22 protein-coding genes and 1 riboswitch are annotated in these 24,432 nt (G+C 40.6%); of the genes, 17 read left to right on the top strand and 5 right to left on the bottom strand.

Features of this window, described 5'->3' with window-relative positions; all coding sequences use genetic code 11:
* The first annotated feature begins 244 nt into the window (after nucleotides 1–244).
* The 8 genes from AC4IFO_RS07525 (at nucleotide 245) to AC4IFO_RS07490 (ending at nucleotide 8,009) form a co-directional block, all read left to right on the top strand.
* Nucleotides 245–742: an RNA polymerase sigma factor gene (locus tag AC4IFO_RS07525; protein ID WP_490733173.1), complete on the top strand. Its 498-nt coding sequence runs from the start codon at nucleotides 245–247 to the stop codon at nucleotides 740–742.
* Nucleotides 743–744: 2 nt separating this feature from the next.
* On the top strand, nucleotides 745–1,671 hold the full coding sequence (locus AC4IFO_RS07520) for a FecR family protein (RefSeq protein ID WP_490733171.1): 927 nt from the start codon (nucleotides 745–747) through the stop codon (nucleotides 1,669–1,671).
* A 122-nt stretch (nucleotides 1,672–1,793) separates the two neighbouring features.
* A complete protein-coding gene (locus tag AC4IFO_RS07515; RefSeq protein ID WP_490733169.1) occupies nucleotides 1,794–4,463 on the top strand; it encodes a TonB-dependent hemoglobin/transferrin/lactoferrin family receptor in 2,670 nt (889 codons plus the stop codon).
* 389 nt (nucleotides 4,464–4,852) lie between these two features.
* Nucleotides 4,853–4,993, top strand: a riboswitch (molybdenum cofactor riboswitch).
* Complete coding sequence (moaA, locus tag AC4IFO_RS07510) at nucleotides 4,983–5,963, top strand: GTP 3',8-cyclase MoaA (RefSeq protein ID WP_490733167.1); 981 nt, start codon at nucleotides 4,983–4,985, stop codon at nucleotides 5,961–5,963. (Overlaps the previous riboswitch by 11 nt.)
* Nucleotides 5,964–5,990: 27 nt before the next feature.
* Complete coding sequence (gene moaC / locus AC4IFO_RS07505) at nucleotides 5,991–6,467, top strand: cyclic pyranopterin monophosphate synthase MoaC (protein ID WP_219244257.1); 477 nt, start codon at nucleotides 5,991–5,993, stop codon at nucleotides 6,465–6,467.
* Nucleotides 6,467–6,712 carry a molybdopterin synthase sulfur carrier subunit gene (gene moaD, locus AC4IFO_RS07500; RefSeq protein ID WP_219244256.1) on the top strand — a complete coding sequence of 82 codons (246 nt, stop codon included), beginning with the start codon at nucleotides 6,467–6,469 and terminating at the stop codon, nucleotides 6,710–6,712. The genes moaC and moaD overlap by 1 nt, the downstream gene beginning before the upstream one ends.
* A 2-nt stretch (nucleotides 6,713–6,714) precedes the next feature.
* Nucleotides 6,715–7,167, top strand: coding sequence for a molybdopterin synthase catalytic subunit MoaE (gene moaE, locus AC4IFO_RS07495; protein ID WP_490733164.1), 453 nt, complete (start codon nucleotides 6,715–6,717; stop codon nucleotides 7,165–7,167).
* Between the two features lie 134 nt (nucleotides 7,168–7,301).
* Nucleotides 7,302–8,009 carry a Bax inhibitor-1/YccA family protein gene (locus tag AC4IFO_RS07490; RefSeq protein ID WP_490733162.1) on the top strand — a complete coding sequence of 236 codons (708 nt, stop codon included), beginning with the start codon at nucleotides 7,302–7,304 and terminating at the stop codon, nucleotides 8,007–8,009.
* Nucleotides 8,010–8,195: 186 nt separating this feature from the next.
* Here the strand turns inward: AC4IFO_RS07490 and AC4IFO_RS07485 are convergent, their stop codons facing one another.
* From AC4IFO_RS07485 to AC4IFO_RS07465, 5 genes are read right to left on the bottom strand one after another with little or no spacing between them, the layout of a single operon-like run.
* Complete coding sequence (locus AC4IFO_RS07485; protein WP_490733160.1) at nucleotides 8,196–9,302, bottom strand: ABC transporter permease; 1,107 nt, start codon at nucleotides 9,300–9,302, stop codon at nucleotides 8,196–8,198.
* A gap of 8 nt (nucleotides 9,303–9,310) precedes the next feature.
* A complete protein-coding gene (locus AC4IFO_RS07480; protein WP_490733158.1) occupies nucleotides 9,311–10,450 on the bottom strand; it encodes an ABC transporter permease in 1,140 nt (379 codons plus the stop codon).
* Nucleotides 10,447–12,186: an ATP-binding cassette domain-containing protein gene (locus AC4IFO_RS07475; RefSeq protein ID WP_490733156.1), complete on the bottom strand. Its 1,740-nt coding sequence runs from the start codon at nucleotides 12,184–12,186 to the stop codon at nucleotides 10,447–10,449. Before AC4IFO_RS07475 ends, AC4IFO_RS07480 begins: the two co-directional genes overlap by 4 nt.
* A 9-nt stretch (nucleotides 12,187–12,195) precedes the next feature.
* Complete coding sequence (gene hlyD, locus AC4IFO_RS07470; RefSeq protein ID WP_490733154.1) at nucleotides 12,196–13,191, bottom strand: secretion protein HlyD; 996 nt, start codon at nucleotides 13,189–13,191, stop codon at nucleotides 12,196–12,198.
* A 53-nt stretch (nucleotides 13,192–13,244) separates the two neighbouring features.
* Nucleotides 13,245–13,943 carry a CerR family C-terminal domain-containing protein gene (locus tag AC4IFO_RS07465; RefSeq protein WP_273804425.1) on the bottom strand — a complete coding sequence of 233 codons (699 nt, stop codon included), beginning with the start codon at nucleotides 13,941–13,943 and terminating at the stop codon, nucleotides 13,245–13,247.
* Between the two features lie 281 nt (nucleotides 13,944–14,224).
* Between AC4IFO_RS07465 and rhlE the strand changes: the two genes are divergently transcribed.
* The 9 genes from rhlE (at nucleotide 14,225) to dusC (ending at nucleotide 24,348) form a co-directional block, all read left to right on the top strand.
* Nucleotides 14,225–15,565, top strand: a complete 1,341-nt coding sequence (gene rhlE / locus AC4IFO_RS07460) for an ATP-dependent RNA helicase RhlE (RefSeq protein ID WP_490733152.1) — start codon at nucleotides 14,225–14,227, stop codon at nucleotides 15,563–15,565.
* Nucleotides 15,566–16,095: 530 nt separating this feature from the next.
* Nucleotides 16,096–16,905: a DeoR/GlpR family DNA-binding transcription regulator gene (locus tag AC4IFO_RS07455; RefSeq protein WP_225819854.1), complete on the top strand. Its 810-nt coding sequence runs from the start codon at nucleotides 16,096–16,098 to the stop codon at nucleotides 16,903–16,905.
* An 84-nt stretch (nucleotides 16,906–16,989) separates the two neighbouring features.
* The gene (gene alsE, locus AC4IFO_RS07450) at nucleotides 16,990–17,670 is read left to right on the top strand and encodes a D-allulose 6-phosphate 3-epimerase (RefSeq protein WP_490733149.1); all 681 of its coding nucleotides are present in this window, start codon (nucleotides 16,990–16,992) and stop codon (nucleotides 17,668–17,670) included.
* A gap of 15 nt (nucleotides 17,671–17,685) precedes the next feature.
* Nucleotides 17,686–18,618, top strand: a complete 933-nt coding sequence (locus AC4IFO_RS07445) for a ribokinase (RefSeq protein WP_490733147.1) — start codon at nucleotides 17,686–17,688, stop codon at nucleotides 18,616–18,618.
* Between the two features lie 95 nt (nucleotides 18,619–18,713).
* Nucleotides 18,714–19,682 (top strand): substrate-binding domain-containing protein, encoded by a 969-nt coding sequence (locus AC4IFO_RS07440; protein ID WP_490733145.1) that lies wholly within the window; start codon nucleotides 18,714–18,716, stop codon nucleotides 19,680–19,682.
* Nucleotides 19,683–19,760: 78 nt separating this feature from the next.
* The gene (locus tag AC4IFO_RS07435) at nucleotides 19,761–21,275 is read left to right on the top strand and encodes a sugar ABC transporter ATP-binding protein (RefSeq protein ID WP_490733143.1); all 1,515 of its coding nucleotides are present in this window, start codon (nucleotides 19,761–19,763) and stop codon (nucleotides 21,273–21,275) included.
* A gap of 179 nt (nucleotides 21,276–21,454) precedes the next feature.
* Entirely contained in the window at nucleotides 21,455–22,333 is an 879-nt protein-coding gene (locus tag AC4IFO_RS07430) for an ABC transporter permease (protein WP_490733231.1), read from the top strand.
* A gap of 83 nt (nucleotides 22,334–22,416) precedes the next feature.
* On the top strand, nucleotides 22,417–23,181 hold the full coding sequence (locus tag AC4IFO_RS07425; protein WP_490733141.1) for an SDR family oxidoreductase: 765 nt from the start codon (nucleotides 22,417–22,419) through the stop codon (nucleotides 23,179–23,181).
* Nucleotides 23,182–23,406: 225 nt separating this feature from the next.
* Nucleotides 23,407–24,348: a tRNA dihydrouridine(16) synthase DusC gene (dusC, locus tag AC4IFO_RS07420; RefSeq protein WP_490733139.1), complete on the top strand. Its 942-nt coding sequence runs from the start codon at nucleotides 23,407–23,409 to the stop codon at nucleotides 24,346–24,348.
* Nucleotides 24,349–24,432: the final 84 nt, after the last annotated feature.

Genomic DNA, 24,432 nt, shown 5'->3' with positions numbered 1-24,432 from the left:
TATCTGTGATTTTGCCGTGTTTACAGAACCGAACGTATTAAAAATGAAATCTAAAATAAATTGGGCGTTAATCTACCATAAAATATCATTGCCCGCTGAGTTACTGTGATAAAAAACAATAAAAGGCAATATTCCAGATTTACCTTAATTTCTTCGCAAAAAAATACCTGAATGTTTCCATTTTGCACATTTACCTATATAGTGTAAATAATTCTCATTTTCACTATTTGTGTTATGGCTCAATATGTCTGATTCTGAGTTGCAACGCTTGTTTGCACGCCATTCTTCCTCATTATGTCGCTATCTCAACATGTACCTTAAAGACCATAGTTTAAGCATGGATATTGTGCAGGAAAGTTTTGTGCGAATGGCTGAATTGATGAAACACTCGACGATCCAAGACTTTGATGCTTATCTTTATCGCGTAGCGAAAAACCTGATGATTGATCACTTTAGGGAACAAAAAGCTCGCCCTTCAATGGCCATCAGTGATGAGCAGTGGCATGAAATACCAGCACAAACAAAAAGTCTTGAAGCAACGGCAATCAGAGAGCAGCAACTGAGCCAGATACAAACCATTATTCAAACATTGCCTGAGAGAACACAGGCTATTTTTCGTTTGCACAGAGAAGAGGGATTGACGCAAACCGAAGTAGCTCAATTGTTGAATATTTCGCTCAGTACCGTTGAAAAGCATTTAGCCAATGCATTGGCTGTTCTGATTCATCAATGGAAGGATTAATCATGAAACCAACATCTCCATCTGAAATCGAAAATACAGCAGCGATGTGGGTCATCAAAACCACACAAAGAGAACTAAACGCGCAAGAAAATAGCGAGTTCCAGCACTGGGTGAGCGCATCAACAGAGCATGCAAATGCTTATTACCGTGCAAGGCAAATCTGGGCATTAACTTCCTGTCATCAACAGCCTAAAAAAAGAATAAAACCGATTAAAGCGGCAAATAGTTATTTGAAAAAAACCATTGCAGCTAGTGTATTAGTGTGTGGTTTGGCAACGCTACTTTGGTGGAGTGAAAATCACGAACAGATTGATTACCAAGCCAAAATTGGTGAGGTTCAACACATTACATTGCCCGATGGTAGCCAAGTTGACCTCGATAGTGGTGCGCAATTACAGTTAGCTTTTGACGGGCAATATCGGCAAGTTAATTTGCTTCAAGGACGCGCCTATTTCTCTGTTGCACCTACCACTGGCAGTGAACTTCGTCCTTTTCAAGTTAAGGCGAAAAATGGAGTAACGCAAGCACTGGGAACCGAGTTTGCTATTGATAATGAAGGGGATAATGTTGATGTGAGTGTTTATCAGCACAGCGTTAAAATATCGCTATTATCAGGACAAGAAGTGGTGGTTAAAGCGGGCAACTTTACACAATACCAACAGCAAATTTCCCCTATATTGCCTCTCGCCAAACAGAATTCAGAAGGGTGGCGTGAGGGGCAGATTATTTTTCAACAGCAAACGCTTTCTGAGATCGCCGCTAAAATCAGCCGTTACCATAAAAAGCAAATTATTATTTTAGCCAATGACAATGATGGGAGGTTAAGTGGCGTATTGCAAATAAACGCGCTAGAAAGCGGGCTTAAGCACCTTGCGTCATCAAAAGGGCTTTCGGTTTATGAAGTGCCATTCTTCACATTAATCTACTGATAGATAATAACATTATTATTTTTCACAATTATTTAAATTATTTTTTACGGGTTTCTTGCATTTCTGCGTCTTAATCTAAGTGATTATGATTTTTATTACCATTATCATTTTAGGGATGGGAAATGACTCAAAAAAAGCACCAATATAAAAAAGCCTCACTCTGTGTTTACCTTGTATTAGGGGCACTACCTGCATATTCATTGTTTAACATTGCACACGCGAATCAACCAATAACTGCCGCACAGCAGAAAATTTCATTTTCGATAGGGGCCGGCTCACTTGAGAGCGTATTGTTGCAATTTGCCCAGCAGGCAAAAGTTGAAATTATTATTAATAGCCAAGAAATGAATGGCTTAAAAAGCCAAGGCATCAAAGGACAGTTAACCTTGCAAGAAGGGTTACAGCAGCTTGTTGGTGCAAATCCAGTTCAGTACCAAATACACAATAATCGTATTTCTATTCATCGGGTAACTAACTCCCCCGCGGGTGAAAAAGTCATCAAGCTAGATAATATTACGGTGACTGCAAGCCAAATTCAGCAAGGGGACTGGGTTTACAGTAGCCCCTCATCGGTGAGTGTGATCAGTAAAAAGCAAATTGAAGACAGGCCACCGAAGCATATTGCTGACGTATTGGAACTCACGACGGGCGTGTATTCCAGTGTTAGCCAACAAGACCCGTCATTATCAGTGAATATTCGTGGGATCCAAGATTATGGGCGTGTGAATATGAATATTGATGGGATGCGGCAAAACTTCCAAAAAAGCGGCCATGGGCAGCGTAACGGTTCAATGTATATTGATTCTGAGCTACTTTCTGGCGTTGAAATTCAAAAAGGAAATAGTAGTGGGATGGGGAGTGGGGGAACACTCGGCGGTGTTGCCACATTTAATACGGTAAATGCATCTGATTTTTTATCGAAAGATAAAACATTTGGTGGAAAATTACACGCAAGCACAGGGACAAACAATACTCACTTTATCGGCAGTAGCGCATTTGCCTTGGGTAATGAAAAAGGGGACTTACTGTTTGCCGCCAGTGAACGTCGATTAGGTGACTATAAACCGGGGACGCACGGCAGTATTGGTGATATCCGTGTTAACAATGAAACGGGGCATTATGACGAATTAGTACGTGGTTTAAAACATAGCCGAATTAACGATAGCAATTACCAAATGACGTCCTATCTGGCGAAAGCAGGCTGGAATCTCAGTGAGTCACAACGTTTACAATTCAATTATTTAGAAACCAAAGTGGCAACCCCTAATGCAGGAACGTTGACCAATTTGACGCAAACATGGCCGTACAAGCTTGGGTGGAAAAGTAGTGGATTTAGTGATGTGACAACTCAGAATTACTCTCTTGATTATACACAATTTAGTGACAGCCCATGGAGCACTGAATTTAAAGGGAAAGTATATTTTGTCGATACGAAGGACGACACGGAAACTTATTCAACCAGCCCTGTTTTTAATAATGGCTACCAGATGGATACTCGGGTTAAAACACTCGGGTTACAACTCGAAAATCATTCAGAGGTTGAATTTAATCCTAATAATGTAGTAAAAGCGCATTATGGTTTTGAAACTTTCCAAGATAAAGCCAGTAGCTCATCAACGCGTGAAGCCGCATCAGGAGTGACACCGGATGGAAAACGCACGTTGAGCTCTCTGTTTACTAATTTAACATATGAATATGATGACTGGCTGACCGTCGAAGGGGGAGTGCGTTACGACTACTATACCCTTAAAGGGCAAACCAGTATGCGTTATCCCATCTTTCCCTATACCAAAGAAAACCCATGTACGGGCAGGCGGTTACGTGATTGCCCTAGCACGATGTACACAGAGCATTGGAATGTTGATAAATCAGAAGGAGCGTTTTCACCCAACGCTCGACTGGCTATCCGTCCCGGCGTTGAATGGATGGAGTTCTTTACCAGTTATGGCCGTTCGTGGCGTCCGCCTGCGATCACTGAAACACTCACCACGGGCAGTGCTCACAGCTCCTCAACACAGTATCCTAACCCATTTTTGAAAGCAGAACGTTCGAATGCGTGGGAAGTCGGGATGAACCTGAATTACCCGCAACTGGTGCTCGAAGAAGACCGACTATTGGCTAAAGTGGCTTATTTTGATACGCGAGTTGATAACTACATCAACCTTTCTATTAACCGAACTAAGCCAGGATTGGTTAACCCAAGTATTGGAAATGCTGCGTACAGCAATAACTTAAATACGACACGTTTTAGAGGGTTTGAATACCAACTCAACTATGATGCAGGGTTTGTGTATGCCGATTTAACGTTCACTCATATGATTGGCAAAAATAAATTCTGTGCTAACCGTGCGTGGTTAGGTGGCGTCTTGAAATTCCCAGAAGGTGTGGGGCCTGGTAATTGGTACGCAGAATCTGATGAGCAAGCAAACAATTATGTGAACTGTGATAGCGGCTCCATCTTTGGTAGCGCAGCAAACCTGCCCGGTGACAGAGGGTCATTCACACTTGGTGGACGTGCCTTTGATAGAAAATTGGATGGTGGAATGGTTATCCGTTTTACCCCCGGCTTCCAAGACTATTCCGCACAATCAAATTACCCATATTTAGCGGATTGGCCGAAGTATACCCTTGTGGATTTATACGCAAGTTATTCAATTACCGATAATTTAATTATCCGCGGGAATGTGGAGAACTTAACCAATCGGGCCTATGTGGTGAGCTACGGAGAAAGCTTAGCGAACACGCTAGGACGTGGAAGGACGATATCTGGCGGGGTTGAGTACCGTTTCTAAATACGTTCAATTAGTTGGAGCATAGGCGTTCGCTTTTGATTGGCATAATGCTTAGCGAGAAATACGAAGCGATTGGTAACAATATTTATAACGGAAACAATAGGATGGGGAGCTTGCTCCCCATTTTAGATCTATATCAAGAAATGTTTAATTAAATAATAAGAGATGTTAATCATTTAAAGTGAAATTGTATCTGTGACTAGGCTATTTTTAAGAAAATTGTCTATGATAATAAGAGCTTCGGAGATTACCGCTGATGTTCTGTAAGTCGTTGTATATTATATTATATACCGAATTCTGATTCGCTTTTTCATATTCTATACGCTAGAATCCTTACAGAAATTAAGTGAACAAAGTGGCCTGTTTTCGTTATTAAATTAGCGGCTTTGTTCCAAATAAAACTCCTAGCCTTTGCGTCTAAGTTTGTTTCCACAAATATGATGCTCTGGCCGTGGCCTTAGAGCCACCAGGGTGCAAGATAGAAATGTCTGCATCTCCCGTATTTGGAAAGGTGTGATTATGCAGCAACTCGTCGATCAATTTGACCGAAAATTTTACTATCTTCGGCTTTCTATAACAGATGTTTGCAACTTCCGTTGCACATACTGTCTACCTAATGGTTATCAGCCAAGTGGCCGCCATGAATTCCTCACACTGGATGAAATTCGCCGTGTCAGCAGCGCATTCGCTGAATTAGGCACAGAAAAAGTTCGCATCACAGGTGGTGAGCCTACCATGCGCAAAGATTTCAGTGAAATCATTGCCGCAATTCATGAAAATGCCGCGATCAAAAAAATTGCAGTGACCACTAACGGTTATCGCATGGCGAGAGACGTTCAAGCATGGAAAGATGCAGGTCTAAATGCGATTAACGTCAGCGTGGACAGCTTAGATCCACGTCAGTTTGCTGCAATCACTGGGCAAGACAAATTCTTCCAAGTGATGAAAGGAATTGATGCTGCGTTTGAGGCTGGTTTTGAAAAAGTGAAAGTCAACGCTGTGCTGATGAAAAATGTCAACGATATCGGGCTGAAGTCATTCCTAAATTGGATTAAGCACCGCCCAATTCAACTGCGTTTTATTGAATTAATGGAAACAGGGGATGGCAGTGATGTTTTCCAGCGTTTTCATGTTTCTGGCGAAACCATTCGCGACCGTTTAATTGAAGAAGGTTGGTATCGACTTCCTCGGTCACGCAATGATGGTCCTGCTCAAGTTTTTAGTCACCCTGATTACCAAGGTGAAATCGGTCTTATCATGCCGTATGAAAAAGACTTTTGCCAAAGCTGCAATCGCCTTCGCGTGTCTTCTTTAGGCAACCTCCATTTGTGCCTATTTGGTGAAAATGGCATTCCTCTACGTGATTTGTTAGGGGACGATAACCAAAACGAAGCACTAAAAGCGCGGATACAACGTGGTTTGCACCACAAGCGCGAAACGCACTTTCTACATATGGGTGATAGTGGCATTACCCCTAATTTATCCGTTATTGGCGGTTAACTCTTTTTCAGATTTTCAGGAGAAAATATGTCCCAACTGACTCACCTCAATGCGTCGGGCGAGGCGCATATGGTTGATGTTTCAGCCAAAGCTGAAACTGTCCGTGAAGCTCGTGCAGAAGCTTATGTCACCATGACCCCCGAAACCTTAGCCATGATTGTTGATGGCAGCCACCATAAAGGGGATGTGTTTGCAACGGCACGTATTGCAGGCATCCAAGCCGCTAAAAATACATGGCAGTTAATTCCATTATGCCATCCACTGTTGTTAACTAAAGTGGAAGTCACCCTTGAAGCAGAACAAGCACATAACCGTGTTCGTATCGAAACATGTTGCCGCCTAACCGGTAAAACTGGGGTGGAGATGGAAGCATTAACGGCGGCCTCGGTAGCGGCATTGACCATCTATGACATGTGCAAAGCAGTACAAAAAGATATGGTCATTGGCCCTGTTCGTTTGTTAGAAAAAACAGGCGGCAAATCTGGACATTTTAAGGTGGAATGATGATTACCGTATTATTCTTTGCACAAGTTCGCGAATTAGTGGGAACAGATAAACTCGAAATAACTGAAAAATATCAAACGGTTGAGTCTCTACGCCTTGCCCTGTCACAAAAAGGTGATCGCTGGGCACTGGCGTTAGAAAACGGCAAATTGCTGGCGGCAGTTAATCAATCATTTGTTTCCCTAGAACACCCTCTGGTGGAAGGGGATGAAGTGGCCTTTTTCCCACCGGTGACAGGGGGATAATCATGGAAAACACCCATATTGCTGTCCAAACACACAATTTTAGTGTTGGTGAACAATATCAGTGGCTTGCGAAGTGTGATAGTGATGGCGCTGTCGTTACTTTCACTGGCAAAGTTCGCAATCACAACCTTGGTGATAGTGTCGCAGCCTTAACCCTTGAGCATTATCCAGGAATGACGGAAAAGGCCTTAGCAAACATTGTCATAGAGGCAAGAGAACGTTGGCCTTTGCAGCGTGTGAGTGTGATTCACCGCATTGGTACTTTGCAGCCGGGGGAAGAAATCGTATTTGTTGGGGTGACGAGCGCACACCGTAATGCAGCATTTCAAGCCGCTGAATTTATTATGGATTACTTAAAGACGAAAGCACCGTTTTGGAAAAAAGAGACCTTGCCAGATAACGAACGCTGGGTTGAAGCGAAAGATAGCGATGAAGCATCAGCAAACCGCTGGTAATCGCACTTTTTCCTCCGAAAAATACGAATTTGCCGAATGGTAATGTCATAATAATGTGTTAGACTTTGGTTAATTTTCTCCGATTGCAGTATTTTTACTGTGTCGATTTTTATTTTAGCGGAAGGGTAACCATCATGGGTCAGTTTGATCAACGTAATGATTCTCTTGTCCAGAGGGCCGAAACTGGCGTTCAGGCATTTATGTCTCAGGTCTACGGCTGGATGACAGTCGGTCTACTGTTGACAGCATTTGTGGCTTGGTATTCAGTGAGCAGCGGTTTGTGGTTCACCATTGCCTCAAATAAAATTTTATTTTTTGGAATGATCATTGCTGAACTGGGTTTGGTAATGGGAATTTCATTCTTACTGCAAAGAATTAGTGGAATGATGGCAACGGGCATGTTTATGCTCTATTCATTACTAACTGGTTTAACTATTTCTGTCATTCTTGCGGCGTATACTGGTGAATCTGTTGCGAGCACCTTTGTTATCACTGCGGTCATGTTTGGTGCATTAAGCTTCTACGGCTACACCACTAAGCGCAGCTTAACAGGAATGGGTAACTTTCTGTTTATGGCACTGATTGGTATCGTTGTGGCTTCTTTAGTTAACATCTGGCTACAAAGCACAATGATGTACTGGGTGATCACTTACGGTGGTGTGTTACTGTTTGCTGCGTTGACGGCTTATGACACACAAAAACTGAAAGAAATGGGCTCACAAATTAATGAAGATGACAGAGAAACAATGCGTAAATACTCCATCATGGGTGCGTTGTCTCTATACTTAGACTTCATCAACCTGTTCCTGATGTTACTGCGTATTTTCGGTGACCGTCGCTAATTGCGAGTAACGCATTCATTAGTTGAATGTTTTAACCAGTAAAATTCAAAACCCTTGTTGCTTCGGTAGCAAGGGTTTTTTCATGGTAATCGTACCAAAAAATATAATTTGATTATTATTTACTCGCTAATTCAGGGTTTAGTTAAGTGCTTTACAACGCTAAATCTATTCACCTTAATAACGGCATTAGGCAATTTTCTTTCTAAAGAGATAATACGCTGCAGAACTGGTGATGATAGCGATAATCAGTAATGGCCATAAACTTTGGAAAATCACCGAAAAATCAGCGTCTTTTAAGTAGATTTGTTTAGTGATTTCAGTAAAGTGGCGAATAGGGTTAACCCAAGTGATATCTTGCAGCCAAACAGGCATGTTCTCGACTGGGGATATATAACCAGATAGCAGTACAGCTGGCATCATAAACACAAACACACCAATGAAGGCTTGTTGTTGCGTCGAGCAAAGGGCTGAAATTAATAAGCCAAACCCCACTAATGACAAACCATAAAATAGCATCGTGGCATAGAACAGTAGCAGTGAACCTGCAAACGGGATCTGGTAACAAAAAATGCCGATAACCAACACAAGGCTTGCTTGGGCTGTCGCCACAATTAACGCAGGTACTGCTTTACCAATAAAAATTTGCCATGTTGTTAATGGGGAAACCAGGAGTTGATCCAGAGTCCCTTGCTCCCTTTCGCGTGCAATGGAAAGCGAGGTCACAATCAGCACGCCAATCGTTGTTATGAGCGCCACTAAAGAGGGCACAATAAACCACTTATAATCTAAGTTTGGGTTATACCAGTTACGAATAACCAACTCACTATTATTGGGCTTGATTTGGTTTTGTGTTAACTCTTGCTGATATTGCATCACAATTTGTTCGACATAATTCGCTGCAATTTGCGAACTGTTTGAATTACGCCCATCGAGTAATAACAACATATTTGCAGGGGAATGCGAGTCGATATCTGCACTAAAGTTTTGGCTAAAACGCACGGCTAACAGGGCTTTACGGTTATCGAGGGTGTCGCGTACTTCATGCTCACTTTTGACGAGTAACACGTGGGAAAATGCACTGGCTTTGGCTAACCTTTGGGTAAGCTCAACAGCGTGTTTACCGCCATCTTGGTCAAAAATTGCAATAGTGGTATTTGTTACTTCTAATGTGGCGGCAAGCGGGAACAAAATCATTTGAAAAATAACAGGTAAAATCAAAATAACTCGAGTTTGTGGCTCTTGTAATAATGATTGTAACTCTTTCATAATTAAGGTGTATAAACGATAAAACATAGTGCACCTCAATCAAGACGGCGGCGAGTTTTCAGCGCCGTCAGACCAATAAATAAGATTGCAGAGGCAATCAATAATAAGAAATCAACCAGCAATACCCAGTAAATATCCCCTGCAAGGAACAACGTTTGCAAGCTGCTGACAAAGTAACGTGCTGGGATAAAATAGGTTACCCACTGAATGATGGCTGGCATGCTATCAATCTCAAAAATAAACCCTGATAGCATAATTGCAGGCAAAAATGCCGCATTTAAGGCCACCATCGCGGCATTAAATTGGTTGCGAGTAATCGTTGATATTAATAGCTCCATGCCAAGGGCGGTTGCAAGGTACAGGCTCGTAATAACAAACAGCACTAATAATGACCCGCGATACGGTACGCCCAGAACAAAGGTTGTCACGACCATGCACAGCACCATCACAAAAGTGCCAAGAACTTGGTAAGGTAATAATTTTGAGAGCAACAATTCAGTGCGAGTGATTTGGGTTGAAAGCAAGGCTTCCATAGTGCCGCGCTCCCATTCACGGGCAACCACCAGTGACGTTAAAATCGCCCCCACAACGGTGATAATAATGCTAATGGCGCCTGGAATAATAAAATGTTGGCTGATTGCCGCCTCATTAAACCAGTAACGCATATTAAGCTCAATTAATGGTGAAACTGTATTTGCACGGTTTTCACCTTGTTGCTGCTGCCATATTTGCCAGACGCCTTTGGTGTAAGCTTGAACAAAGTTAGCCGTGTTCGGTTCACTTCCATCGGTGATAATTTGTATCGCAGCGTGCCCTTCAGGTTGCAGTAATTGGGCCGAAAAATTCACTGGGATCACGACAATTCCACGAATTTCACCTGCTTGCATTTTGTCGATTAACGCTTTTCGGTTATCACTGATAGTGGCATCAACAAAAGGAGAACCTGTAAAGGTATCCACGAGCTCGCGTGCAGGCTGGCTTTGTTGCTCCATTAAAATGCCAAGACGTAATTTACTTGAATCCAAGTTAATGCCGTAGCCAAAAATAAATAGCAGCATCAATGGGATCAACACTGCAATTAAGGCACTACTGGGGTCGCGGACAATTTGTTTGGTTTCTTTCCAGCACAACGCTTTTAGTCGGCGCCATGAAAAATGAGAGGTAGAATGATTCATTTTACCCCCTGTTGTTTGTCGTAATTCATAATGAGCTCGATAAACGCATCTTCCATAGAGGGATCTGGGTTATCACGGGTAGCAACTTGCTGTTTTAGCTCATCAGGTGTGCCAGCTGCGATAATTTTGCCGTGGTACACAAGCCCAATTCGGTCGCAATATTCTGCCTCATCCATAAAATGAGTCGTCACCATTACGGTCACACCTTTATCTACCATCCCATTGATATGTAGCCAAAATTCTCGGCGAGTTAATGGGTCGACACCTGAAGTGGGTTCATCTAAAAATAAAATATCAGGTTCATGCATGAGTGAACAAGCAAGGGCAAGGCGCTGTTTATAGCCCAAAGGAAGGGATTCAGTGATTTGATTGATAATAGGCTTAAAGCTAAAGGCATCAACCATTTCTTGGATTTTGCTAGACTGCTGTTTATGGTGCAATCCATAAACTCCAGAGAAAAATTTTAGGTTTTGCCCTACCTTTAAATTGCCATAGAGCGAAAATTTTTGTGCCATATAGCCAAGGTGTTGCCTTGCTTTATTAGAACTGGTTTTTAAATCCATACCCAGCACTAAAGCTTGCCCTTCAGTGGGTTTCATTAGGGCACACATCATTTTAAAGGTGGTGGATTTCCCTGCGCCATTAGGCCCTAATAGGCCAAAAATTTCCCCGCGCTTGACTTGGAAATTGACGTGGTCCGTCGCTGCAAAATCACCAAACTTTTTAGTCAGATTGCGAGCTTCGATCACTGTTTCTTCGGGATTAGCAGGGATCTGCGGCACAATGGCCGCTAATTCTGAACGGTGGGAAGGGCCGCCACCAAGAAGGTCAATGAACGCATCTTCAAATCGTGGTTGTGCGGCAATTAGCTTATTTTCTTGCATATTGAGTGCATTTAACAGATTTTCTTGAGATGCATCAGGTTTTAGAATTAAGCGAACATAACGGCCTTGGATCACGCCATCTGTCGTTTCAGGAAGTACTAATGCATTTTGCAATACCGTACGTTTTTGTGCGGCTGGAACTTCAAGTAAATAGGAACGACCCGCCATTTTTTGTGTTAATAACTCAGGTTTTCCCGAGTAAAGCAGTTGGCCTTTATTGAGGAGAAGGACCTCTTTACATTGCTGGGCTTCATCTAAATACGAAGTACTCCACAATATTAACATTCCATCATCAGCAAGAGTATGAACCATCTGCCAGAGTTCACGTCTTGCGATAGGATCGACACCAACACCCGGTTCATCCAATAGCAAAACTTTCGGTTTACCCAGTAAGGTACAGGCTAAACCCAGTTTTTGCTTCATGCCGCCTGAAAGCTTACCCGCAAGGCGCTTAGTAAAAGGGGCAAGGTTAGTGAATGAAAGTAACTGTTGGTAGGTTTTTTCTCGCTCTTCTCCAATAACACTGCGCAAATCGGCGTATAAGTCCAAATTTTCTTGAACCGTTAAATCTTCATATAAACCAAACTTTTGGGGCATATAACCAAGGTTTGCACGTACTGCGATACTGTCTTTAATAGGGTCTAAACCCATCACGCTAATCTGCCCTGCATCAGGTTTAAGCAACCCAGCGAGCATACGCATTAACGTCGTTTTCCCTGCGCCATCGGGACCCACTAACCCGGTGACAGATCCACCGCGAATATCTATTGTGAGGCTTTCAACCGCAGGCGAATCTAAGCCACTAAAGCTTTTTTCAACCCCTTGAAGTCGGATGCTGTAATCATCACTCATGGCTATTTCTTACTGTTTGTTATCTGCAAAGTTAATGGTAACAGGCATTCCTTGGCGCAAAGCATCGTCTGCATCATCAACAATAATACGTAATCGATAAACTAAATCAGTTCGTAAATCAGGGGTTTGTACACTTTTAGGTGTAAATTCAGCGGTTGGAGAAACAAAACCAATCGTGCCATGGTAGGGTTGGTTAGGGCGGCTATCCGTATAGAGCGTGACTTTCGTCTCTGGAACAGCGTTACCAAGGTGCGTTTCGCTAACATAGGCACGCACCCAAACAGGGTGAGTAAGGGTAACACTAAAAATACTGTTTCCTGCGCCAACATTGGTTCCCGGCTCAATGGCCCGAGTCAAAATAGTGCCATCGGAAGGGGCTACCAGCACGGTATCTTGCAAATCGAGCTCTGCTTGGGCAACGGCGGCTTCTGCTTGCAGCCATTCCCCTCTAGCCGCCGCTATCTCTTCTTGGCGAAAGCCACTTTGGTATTGGTTTAGTTTGTCTTGAGCGGCTTGAAGAGCAGCAAAGGCTTGATTACGGTTATTTTTTGCATTATCAAGGTCATTGGCTGAAATGACGCGAGAAGCCGCTAAGCCTTGTTGGCGCTTATAAAAGTTATCCGCATATTGCCAAGCAGCTTGCCGTTGGGCGACCTCCGCTTCAACTTGGGCTACTTCTTGGGTGCGGTAACCGCTCTCTTTTAACGCTAACTGTGCTTTGGCGCTTTCTCTCATACCTTTAGCTTTATTCAATGCATTGATAAAAGGTGCATCATCCAATTGGCCAAGTTTATCGCCTTTTGCAATGCGCGCGCCCTCATCAACCGCTAAGGACACGAGCTTGCCGGGTACTCTAAAACTCAAATTCACCGTTCGAACATCAACATTGCCATATAATGTTAATGAGTTATTTTGTTGAGATTGATAGTAATAGTAACCGCCAACTGCTGTACCGATTAATAAGACAATAATAAAAACAAAAATAGAACGGCTTTTATTGTTCATCGCTAACCCTAGTTAATAGTTAAAAGATGATTTCACTTAATGGTTTAATCATATCACTTTTCAATCTGTTTGCGGTGACGTAACCCCGCTAATAATATATTAGTATGTTCAATAAGGACTTGATTAATAATTTTAAATTCATTTTCATTGATATGTTTCCACCCTGTTTGGCGTAATAAGGTTTCTCGCGCGATACGAAATGACAGCGTTTCACCTAAAATGGCGTGAGTATGAATGAGTGTTGTGAGGTGATTGGGGTCAGCCCCAATATAAACAGCGATTAAACGGTTGAGGCGTGAATGGATAGGGCCTAAAGCTTGCTCATGAATGATGGTGTAGGCTTCGGTGGGGTTAAGTTGTTCACGAGCTAATATACGAGAAAAGCTTAAGTTTTTCTTTTCCAATTGAAAATAGTTATAGGCGATGACTGTTTTTTGCAGTAAATCGAGAGCTTCCTGAGGAGTTCTTTCATTAACAGGCTGATTTAAAAAGTGATCAATAGCACTAAACACATCATGGAAACTCTCTTTAATATTTTTAGCAATCATCTTTGCGACCGCTAAATAAAGCCCTTCTTTGGAACCAAAATAGTAGGAAATGGCAGCAATGTTTTGCCCTGAGGCTTGTGCGATTTTGCGGGTTGTTGCCCCATCAAGCCCTTGTTCTCCATAAACATCCGCTGCTGTAAGTAGTAATTGTAACTTTGCGTTTTCTCCCCGCAAGGTTGGTGACGAATTTATATTCATAAACATTCCTTTAAATCAGAATTAAATCATACTTTATAAGCTCTAAGTGGCTCTTTATGTTTAAAAGGGGTCATAAACGACAACTCATAGTGTTGTATAAGTATATATACTATATAGGGGGAATTTTATATTAATTTATTACCCAAACTAAATTAATATATTTATCACCATCAAATAATGTTAGAATTTTGCAATGTCGCACGGCAGTTTGCGCTTTTTTCTTCTGACTCACTTCCCCCAGAACTGCCACAATCAACTTGAAGCGGTGAAGCCCGGAGTAATTTAATTTGACAACTTTTTCAGACCTCGCGTTAAACGAGGAAATTTTGCTTGCCATTAATGAGTTAGGCTATGAAAGTCCAACGCCTATTCAACAACAAGCTATCCCAGCTGTGCTTGCAGGAAACGACCTTCTTGCGAGTGCACAAACCGGAACAGGTAAAACAGCTGGTTTTACACTGCCGATTTTACAAAAACTGGTTTCTAATCCTCGCGGTAATAACCGTCGGCCAATCCGTGCACTAATTTTGACGCCAACGAGGGAGCTTGCGGCTCAAGTTGCTGAAAATGTAAAAGAATATAGCCGTCACTTGCGTATTCGTTCATTTGTTGTTTTTGGTGGAGTGAGTATTAATCCGCAGATGATGAAACTGCGAGGTGGGGTTGATATTTTAATCGCCACGCCGGGTCGTTTATTGGACTTAGAACATCAAAATGCCGTTGACCTTTCTCAGGTCGAAATGTTTGTATTGGATGAAGCTGATCGTATGTTAGATATGGGCTTTATTCACGATATTCGCCGTGTTATCAATAAATTACCTAAAAAGCGCCAAAATTTACTGTTTTCAGCAACCTTTTCTGATGACATTAAACAGCTTGCGAATAAGTTGCTAAATAACCCTGTTACTATCGAGGTTGCACCGCGAAATTCAGCGTCTGAGCAAATAACGCAATATGTTCATTTAGTGGATAAAAAGCGTAAAGCTGAGTTATTGTCATTTATGATTGGCCGTGACAACTGGCAGCAAGTTCTTGTTTTCACAAGAACAAAGCACGGGGCAAACCGTTTAGCAGAACACTTGAATAAAGATGGTGTTAAAGCCGCGGCTATTCATGGTAATAAGAGCCAAGGTGCAAGAACACGTGCTTTAGCAGACTTTAAATCAGGGGATATCCGTGTTTTAGTGGCAACTGATATTGCTGCTCGCGGCCTTGATATTGAGCAGCTGCCTTATGTGGTCAATTTTGAATTACCAAATGTCGCCGAAGACTATGTTCATCGTATTGGTCGTACAGGTCGTGCAGATGCAACTGGTATGGCGGTATCATTAGTGTGTATTGATGAAGCTAAGCTGCTTAAAGATATCGAAAAACTGCTGAAAAAATCGATTCCACTGATGGCGATTGACGGTTATGAGCCTGATCCATCTATTAAAGCAGAACCGATTCAAAAAACGCCACAACGCAATGAACGTCGCTCTGGTGATAGAAACCATGGCAACAATACTAAGTCTCCACGTCGTAGTCATTCACCCGCGGCGAAAGCCGGTGGTAACAGAGGCTCTGCATCTACATCACCGTGGAAAAGTGCCCAGAAAAAAGTGAGTCAAGGGCGTAAGGATAGCTAGTTACATCAAAAAATGATGTGACTATTAGTAACATAATGAGTGTACTAAATTTTAAGGGAGTAAGGCTTGGCTTTATTTCCTTAAAATTCACCTTTCATTCTTTTAATCTATTGTTTGAACCAATCATTTGATTAATACCAATCCTCCCAGCTTAATATTAATTTCAGCTCGATACTATCTCGGTGATCATCAAATTGAGATGTGCAGCATAAGATAACAATATTTTCACAAAATCCCTTTCAAATTTTAATAAAACAAATTAATTTCATCAGTGAATTATCAAAACGGGCGCAAACGGGTTTATGCGGGTAAATACGGGCTTTTGTGTTTTTCTTTGTATTTGCCCGTATTTGACCGATATGCAAACTATTAAGCGATACAGCATCGCTAAGTTAGGGGGAATTTGTGTTTTCTGAGATAAAAATCACAGAAAATGGCTTTTTTCCCTGATCCTAACGTTCTGAGAAAAACGGCTCAGTAATCATGAATTGGTACGGCTATACTCATCACCATATTGAAAGGGGACAAATATGCTACAACTCGAAAGACACAATGCTATTGTTGCCCTCATTCAAGAACATGGCGCAATGCGTGTTAATGATTTGGCCGAGCGTTTACAGGTATCTCGGGAAACGGTGCGGCGAGATTTAACTGACCTTGAACATCAAGGAATGGTGAATCGAAGCCACGGTGGGGCGTTGTTATCAAATAAGCTAAAAACGTCGTTGATACCCTATTATGCACCTCAAGAAATGCCTCCTTCAGTAAAACAAGGCGCATTTCGAGTTCGAACGGCGTTAAATATAGAAAATAAAACACGCATGGCGAAAGTTGCTTTGGATTTTATTCAACCGCAGCAAATTATTTTATTAGATGGTAGCAGCAGCAGTTGGTTTTTAGCTAGGCAACTTCCTGAGTTTGAATTAACAGTTGTTACGCCTTCTGTTGCGATTATTCAAACGCTGATGCCGCGGACATCGACGCGTGTTGTCGGGTTAGGTGGGGAATTTTCTGTCGCAGAAGAAGCTTTTTTTGGTGAAACGACAATCAAACAAATTAATGAACAGAATGTCGATACACTATTTTTTTCCTGTCAAGGAATTGATAGAGATAGAGGCATTTATGCGGATAGTGAAGCTCATGCAGCACTCCTTAGGCAAATGTTTTTAATATCGCGTCGAATTGTTTTATTAGTTGACCAAAGTAAGTTTGGAAAGATAGGAACAGCTCGAGTTTGTGGGTTTGGTGATATTGACCTATTAATTACTGAAAAATTTGATGACCCATTATTCCAAAAAGAAATGACGTGGCATAACGTTAAAGTCATTACGATTAATTAAATTTATAATTAAATAGTAAAACTCTGAACTTATATATGTCAGAGGCAGCATTGTATTAAATAAAATATTTATTAGGATGAAAAGATGAAATACTTAATTTCACCGTCTTTAATGTGTATCGATATGATGAAAGTATCTGAGCAATTATCATTTTTAAATGATAATGCGGATATGCTGCATGTGGATATAATGGATGGGCATTATGTCAAAAACTTAGCATTGTCAGTTGATTTTATTAGACAAATTAAACCCTACACACAGCTACCCATTGATGTTCATCTCATGGTAGAACACCCAATGGATTTTATTGATGATTTAATTTCTGTTGGAACTGACAGTATTTCTTTGCATGCGGAAATTATAAGTTCATATGCATTTAGAGTTATTAATCATATTCGTAATAAGGGAAAAAAAGTTGGGATTGTTTTAAATCCTGCGACAAGTATTGAGGTGTTAAATCCTTATATTCATTTAATTGATAAAGTTACTGTGATGACGGTTGATCCGGGTTATGCAGGGCAAGCATTTATTCCCGAAATGGTAGAAAAGATCCATGCTTTGAATCAGAAAAAATCAGAAGGGAATTATTCATTTTTAATTGAGGTTGATGGTTCTTGTAATAAAAATACGTATAAAGCCTTATTAAAAGCAGGTGGGCAAGTTTTAATTATGGGAAGTAGTGGGTTATTTAAAAAAGGTATTCCGCTATCTGAAACGTGGCAAACGATGCAAGAAGATATCCACACCTCACTGAATTATGCTTAGTTTTAAGGATTAATTATGGCAGGAAAAGTCTGTGTATTCGGCTCGTTTAACTTTGATATGGTTGCTAGAGTATCTCGCTTCCCTTTTCCAGGTGAATCACTTGTCGCAAACAGCAGTATGACAAGTGCAGGCGGGAAAGGAGCAAACCAAGCAACGGCGGCTTTAAAATCAGGTGCAAATGTCCATTATATTGGAAAAATAGGTGAGGACGCTTTTGGGCAGTATGCGCGTAGGCATCTAAAGTCAGTTGGTTTTAATGCCGTTACCTTATTAGTAACAAATGAAATTTCAACTGGGAATTCACTCGTTTATGTCGCTGAGCGTGATGGTGATGCTGAAAATATGATAGCCGTTGACCCCGGCGCAAATATGACAGTAACAGACGACGAAATCAGCCAGTGTGAGCCAACAATTTCTTGTGCAGATGTTGTATTAGTTCAATTAGAAAATAATTTGCAAGCTATTGAGCGCGTGATTGCTATTGGTAAGGCGAATAATGCTTTTGTCATTTTAAACCCAGCACCTTGGCAGCCTGTGACGAGTGAGATGTTACAACAGGTTGATTTAATTACACCTAATTCAACAGAGGCATGGCTAATTACAGGGTGCAAAGTGGAAGATTATGAAAGTGCGAGCCAAGCTGCTGACTTAATCCACGCTAAAGGATGCAGAAACGTCATTATCACAATGGGCTCGCTTGGTGCATTGTTATCAGATGATGAAGGGAAGATGGTTATTCCGTGTTTCCCCTCACAACCTATTGATACGACGGGTGCTGGAGACGCATTTAATGGCGCATTAGCGGCGAGATTAGCAATGGGAGATTCAATCCGTTTAGCGACCCGTTTTGCATCTGCCTATGCGGCTGTGAGCGTTGAAAAGCTAGGGGCTGGCACGTTACCTGATTTATCCGAAGTAGAAGAAAGGTTACTCACTCAGTCTATTTAATTAATTAAATTTAATAATAAAGGCATTAAGAAAATTTAGTTATATAGTTATCAAAATAATAGAAAGCACCATCCCTACATATAAAGGTAAATATAATGAAAGCTATTAATAAATTATTGCTTTGCACTATTGTTGTTTCTGCATTTTCAACAGGTTTTGCTAATGCTGAAGATAAAATAAAAATTGGTTTTGCAAATAGAACATTAAATGGCGCATTTTTTAATGGACTTGATCAATACATGCAAAAGCATGCTAAAGAAAAAGGTTATGAAATAATCACGACAGATGCTCGTGGGGATTTAAATAAGCAAATCTCAGATGTAGAGGATATGTTATCTCAAGGAATTAATTATTTAGTTTTAAATCCACAAGACCCAGAAGCAGGTATTCGTATTACGAATATGGCAAAAAATAAAGGTATTCCAACCATTATTCTAGACAGTGATATTCCACTAAGTGCACCTGTCATAACACGTGTTCAGGCTGATAATGGAAAAAACAATGTCTTAATGGGAGAGTATGCAGTTGATTTATTTGGTAAAAACCCAATGAACTGTGTCTTTATTAGTGGAAATCAAGGTAATTTAGTGGGTGAAGCACGCCGAGCAAACTTTGTTCGTGGCGTGATGGAAGCGCAACTTAGAAAATATAACCAAACAAATTTAACCGTGTTAAGCCAAGGTTGGGGAAATTGGGACCAGCAAGGTGGTCTTAAAGCAATGGAAGATTTGCTCGTTGCACAGGGAGATAAAATTAACTGCGTTTATACCGAATCTGATGAAATGGTCTTAGGTGCAGTTTTATCTTTGAAAGCCGCAAACAAATTAGATAACGTGAAAATTTTCTCGAATGATGGATATAAAAAAGCACTTGAAGCGATTTCACGTGGTGAATTGCAAGCAACATCTTCAAATAACCCAGATACACTGACATCTGCTGTTATCGATGTTATTGCTAAGCATAAAGCAGGCCAAACAGAATTCCCTGATTATTCTTACATCACGCCAGTTGTCATTAATAAAGATAATGTTAAGAAATATTATGATGAAAAAGCACTGTATTAATTAAGTGCGTGAGGTGCGGTAACAGAATGCCGCACCTCTAAAAATCTATCATAGTTAATAAAGCAAAAGGTATTTATGATGGAAGAATATGCAATTGTGACAAAGGGTGTGAAAAAAAGTTTTGGTGGGGTTCATGCCTTAAAAGATATTAACCTTAAAGTTAAGCGGGGTGATATACATGCAATTGTAGGTGAGAATGGAGCCGGAAAATCAACATTAATGAAAATTCTATCTGGCATATATACAAAAGATAGTGGACAAGTTTTTATTAATGGTGAAGAAGTGAACTTCACAACACCAAAGCAAAGCAGACAACATAAAATTGGTATTATTTACCAAGAACTTGCTATTTCACCTGAGCTAACTGTTGCCGAAAATATTTTTCTGGGGGACCTTGGTTTTGGGAAAGCGACTATAAACCGAAAATTATTAAATAAACGTGCTAGTCATGTTTTAAAAAATTTAGGTTTTGATATTGATCCCACCGTTAAGGCTAAAACACTGAGTATTGCATATCAACAAATGGTTGAAATAGCGAAGTCATTGGCTCGAGATGTTAATATTTTAATCTTAGATGAGCCTTCAGCAGTATTATCTGAGCGTGAAATTAATATTTTATTTAGCCAATTAAAATTTTTAAAGGCACAAGGTGTCACTATTTTATATATTTCCCATCGATTAGAAGAAATATTTAGAATAGGGGATGCAATTACGGTTATTAAAGATGGTGAAACGACTAAAGAACTGGATCCTAAAACGTGCACAGAGGACGATATTATTACAGGCATGGTGGGGCGAAGTTTTGAAAATCTATACCCAGCTAAAAATACGCCAAGTAATGAAATTGCTTTACAGGTCGAAAATTTATCCACTAAAAGCTTACTTAATAATATTAATCTTTATGTTAAAAAAGGTGAAATTGTAGGTCTAGCTGGGCTCGTCGGCTCAGGACGCACGGAAATTGCAAGGTGCTTATTTGGCATCGATAAAACAACGTCGGGTAGAATCTTTAAAGATAACAACGAAATTATTATCCACCACCCAAGTGATGCAATGAGCAAAGGTATTGGATTAGTTCCAGAAGATAGAAAAATTCAAGGTGCAATTTTATCTAGACCTATTCGTGAAAACATTAGTTTGACAAAGTTACGCTCTATTTGCCAATTAAAAGGTGTTATTCGGGTTAGTAAAGAACGTGCATTAGCGAGCATCTTTAAAGATAAGTTAAAAATTAAATTTAATAATATGGATGACCCAATTTCGAGTTTAAGTGGTGGAAACCAACAAAAAGTCGTTATTGCCAAATGGTTAAATACAAACTGTGATGTATTAATCTTAGATGAACCCACTCGAGGTGTTGACGTTGGCGCGAAAGTTGAAATTTATCACTTAATTAATGAATTAGCGCAAAAAGGCTTTTCAGTAATTGTTATTTCATCGGAAATGATTGAGGTCATTTCACTTTCTCATCGTGTTTACGTTATGAGTGAAGGGCGAATTACCGCTGAGTTACAAGAAAATGAACTATCAGAAGAAAATATCATGCGTCACGCTATTGTCAAACATGAAAAAACAGCTGCAATGGCAAATTAACTCATTTTTAAATGTAGCGCTGTAATCTAAGTTACAGATAAAAATAAAAAGGATACACCATGGAAACACTAGAAAACTCAAATTTGAGTGTGGATAATAAATCGAACAATCAACCATCTTTATTAAGAAAAATAGCAAAGTTGATCGGCGAGAATTCAACACTACTTGTTTTTATTATTATGCTTGTTGTCGCGGGTTTTTTATCGGATCGGTTTTATAGTGCCGATAATATTACTAACGTATTAAGGCAAAGCGTTCCTCTCGGGCTAGCTACACTAGGTATGCTATTTGTTATTTTAACAGGGGGAATTGATCTATCCGTTGGTGCAATTATGGCCTTAGTTTCTGTGGTTGTTGCATTAATGATCCCTGACATTGGTCTATGGCCCGCATTAGCCGTTGGTATTATTATGGCAACCATTATTGGTGCTTTTGCAGGCATTTTAGTGACCTGGTTTAATATCGCACCATTTATTGCCACATTAGCAATGATGACAATTGCTCGGGGCTTAGGGTTGATAATATCAAAAGGACAGCCTGTATTTATTGATGACCCTGCATTAATCGAATTTGGTACTGGTTATTTATTTGGGATCCCTTTACCTGTTTACGTATTCGGTATCTTTATTTTACTAGCTCAATTTTTATATAAGCATACGGTATTTGGTCGTTTAGTGGTTTCAATTGGTTCAAATGAAACGGCAACACGCTTTGCGGGTATTCGAGTTAATTATTACAAATTAGCTGTTTATGCACTAAGTGGATTAGCCTGTGGGGTTGCAGGAATTTTAGCCACAACAAGAACGGGTGTTGGTTCTCCGGTATTAGCGGTTGGTTTTGAATTAGATGTTATTGCAGCGGTGGTTGTGGGGGGTGCAAGTTTAGCGGGTGGTCGAGGCACTGTTATTAACACGATTATTGGTGTTTTAATTTTAAGTATTATTTCTAATTTGATGAACTTGATGAATATCTCTGGTTATAACCAACAAGTGGTTAAGGGCGTCATTATTATTATTGCTGTGATGCTGGAAAGTATTAAATCAAAAGTAAAATTGTAAGAACAATAGGTAGTGAGCTAATAAATAGAGCTTATTTCCTGTAAAAAACGAGCAAATAATTATCCATTATGGAGAGCGCGATTATGAGTAGTGATATTTTTTCTTTAAAAGGGAAAGTTGCCATTGTCACTGGTGGCAAGCAAGGCATTGGAAAAGTTGTCGCACAATATTTAGCGAATGCAGGTGCTGATATTGCTATTTTCGATCTTGCTGATGCCAGTGATGTCGCTGAGCAATTAGAAAAAAATTATCATATCAAAGCAAAAGCCTATCGCTGCAATGTGGTAGACCCTGAAAATGTGAAGGCGTGCATTGAGTCCGTTGGAATTGATTTTGGTACCTTAGATTTATTATTTAACAATGCAGGAATTTGCTTGCATAAACCGGCAGTTGATTGCGCTCCTGACGAGTGGCGTAAAATTGTTGATGTTAATTTAAATGGTGTTTTCTTTGTTGCTCAAGCATTTGCTCGTTATCTGATTAAAAATAATAAACCAGGTAGTATTGTGAACACAGCATCAATGTCTGGGACTATCGTGAATATTCCACAAGAGCAAGCGTCCTATAATGCATCAAAAGCGGCTGTTGTACATTTAACCAAATCTTTAGCCGTTGAATGGAGCCAGCTTGGTATTCGCGTTAATTCAATTAGCCCTGGCTATATTCGAACTGAAATGACGGCGACAGTAAGACAAGATTGGCAGGATGAATGGGTTAAAATGATTCCATTTAAACGAATGGGGACACCTGAAGAGCTTGCTGGTGCTGTCATTTATTTATTATCTGACGCTGCAAGTTATACCTCTGGTGCTGATTTAATAATCGATGGTTGTTTTACTATCGTTTAATTGTTCATATTTTGAATGAAAAACACCTCAGTAAGTTATACTTATTGAGGTGTTTTTTTTGTCATTGCAAAGCACGCTCATTTTTATACTTATTTAGCCAAGAAAATGTATTATAGTCAGCTCAAATTCGTGCCTTTATTTTCCATGTGAACATATTGAGCTACCCCATGGCCAATATGGCCTGTAAAAATTGATTTTTACCTTTGTTGTTTTTGTGAGCCATTTATGCGTGTTTTATTAGCTCCTATGGAAGGAGTTTTAGACCCCCTTGTTCGTTCTTTATTAACTGAGGTCAATGATTATGACCTTTGTATCAGTGAGTTTGTGCGAGTGGTGGATACACTATTGCCCGCAAAAACATTCTACCGCCTATGCCCTGAGCTCAAATATCAAAGTCGGACCCCTTCGGGGACTTTAGTTCGTGTTCAATTGCTTGGTCAGCACCCGCAATGGTTGGCTGAAAATGCTCATCGAGCGATTGAATTAGGGTCGTGGGGAGTGGACTTAAATTGCGGTTGCCCTTCAAAAACAGTTAATGGTCATGGTGGCGGGGCAACATTGCTTAAGCAGCCAGATTTAATTTATCGAGCGGCAAAAGCGATGAGAGATGCCGTGCCGAAAGAACTTCCGGTGTCGGTCAAAGTGCGCTTAGGTTGGGACAGTATTTCATTCGCTCATGAAATTGCGGATGCTGCTCAACAGGCGGGAGCAACGGAGTTAACGGTGCACGGGCGCACAAAAGAAGATGGTTATAAAGCGGAACGTATTAACTGGCAAGCCATCGGTGAAATCCGCCGTCGGTTATCAATTCCAGTCATCGCGAACGGTGAAATCTGGGATTATGGCAGTGCTCAGCGCTGTCTTGAGGTTACAGGTTGCGAAGCGGTGATGATAGGTCGAGGGGCGCTTAATACGCCAAACCTTAGCAGAGTGATTAAATTTAACGAAGCTAAAATGCCATGGGTACAAGTTGAGTCACTGTTGTTAAAATATACAGAATTAGAAAAACAAGGTGATACAGGGCATTATCACGCTGCTCGTATTAAACAATGGTTGGGTTATTTACGCAAAGAATACCAAGAAGCAGATGAGCTATTTTCACAGGTTAGAGCCTTGAAAAATGCGGAGCAAATTGCGGCCGTGATCCTGAAAGTTGTTAGCCACTAATTGTAAATAATCCTGTTTAGTTATTATTTTCATTTGCGAATTTAGCGCATAGCGTCTTTACTTAAAGCATATGTTAGGTGTATT

This window comes from Providencia sp. UF-224 (assembly GCF_058245955.1).
This window is presented reverse-complemented; position numbering and strand designations above follow the sequence as displayed.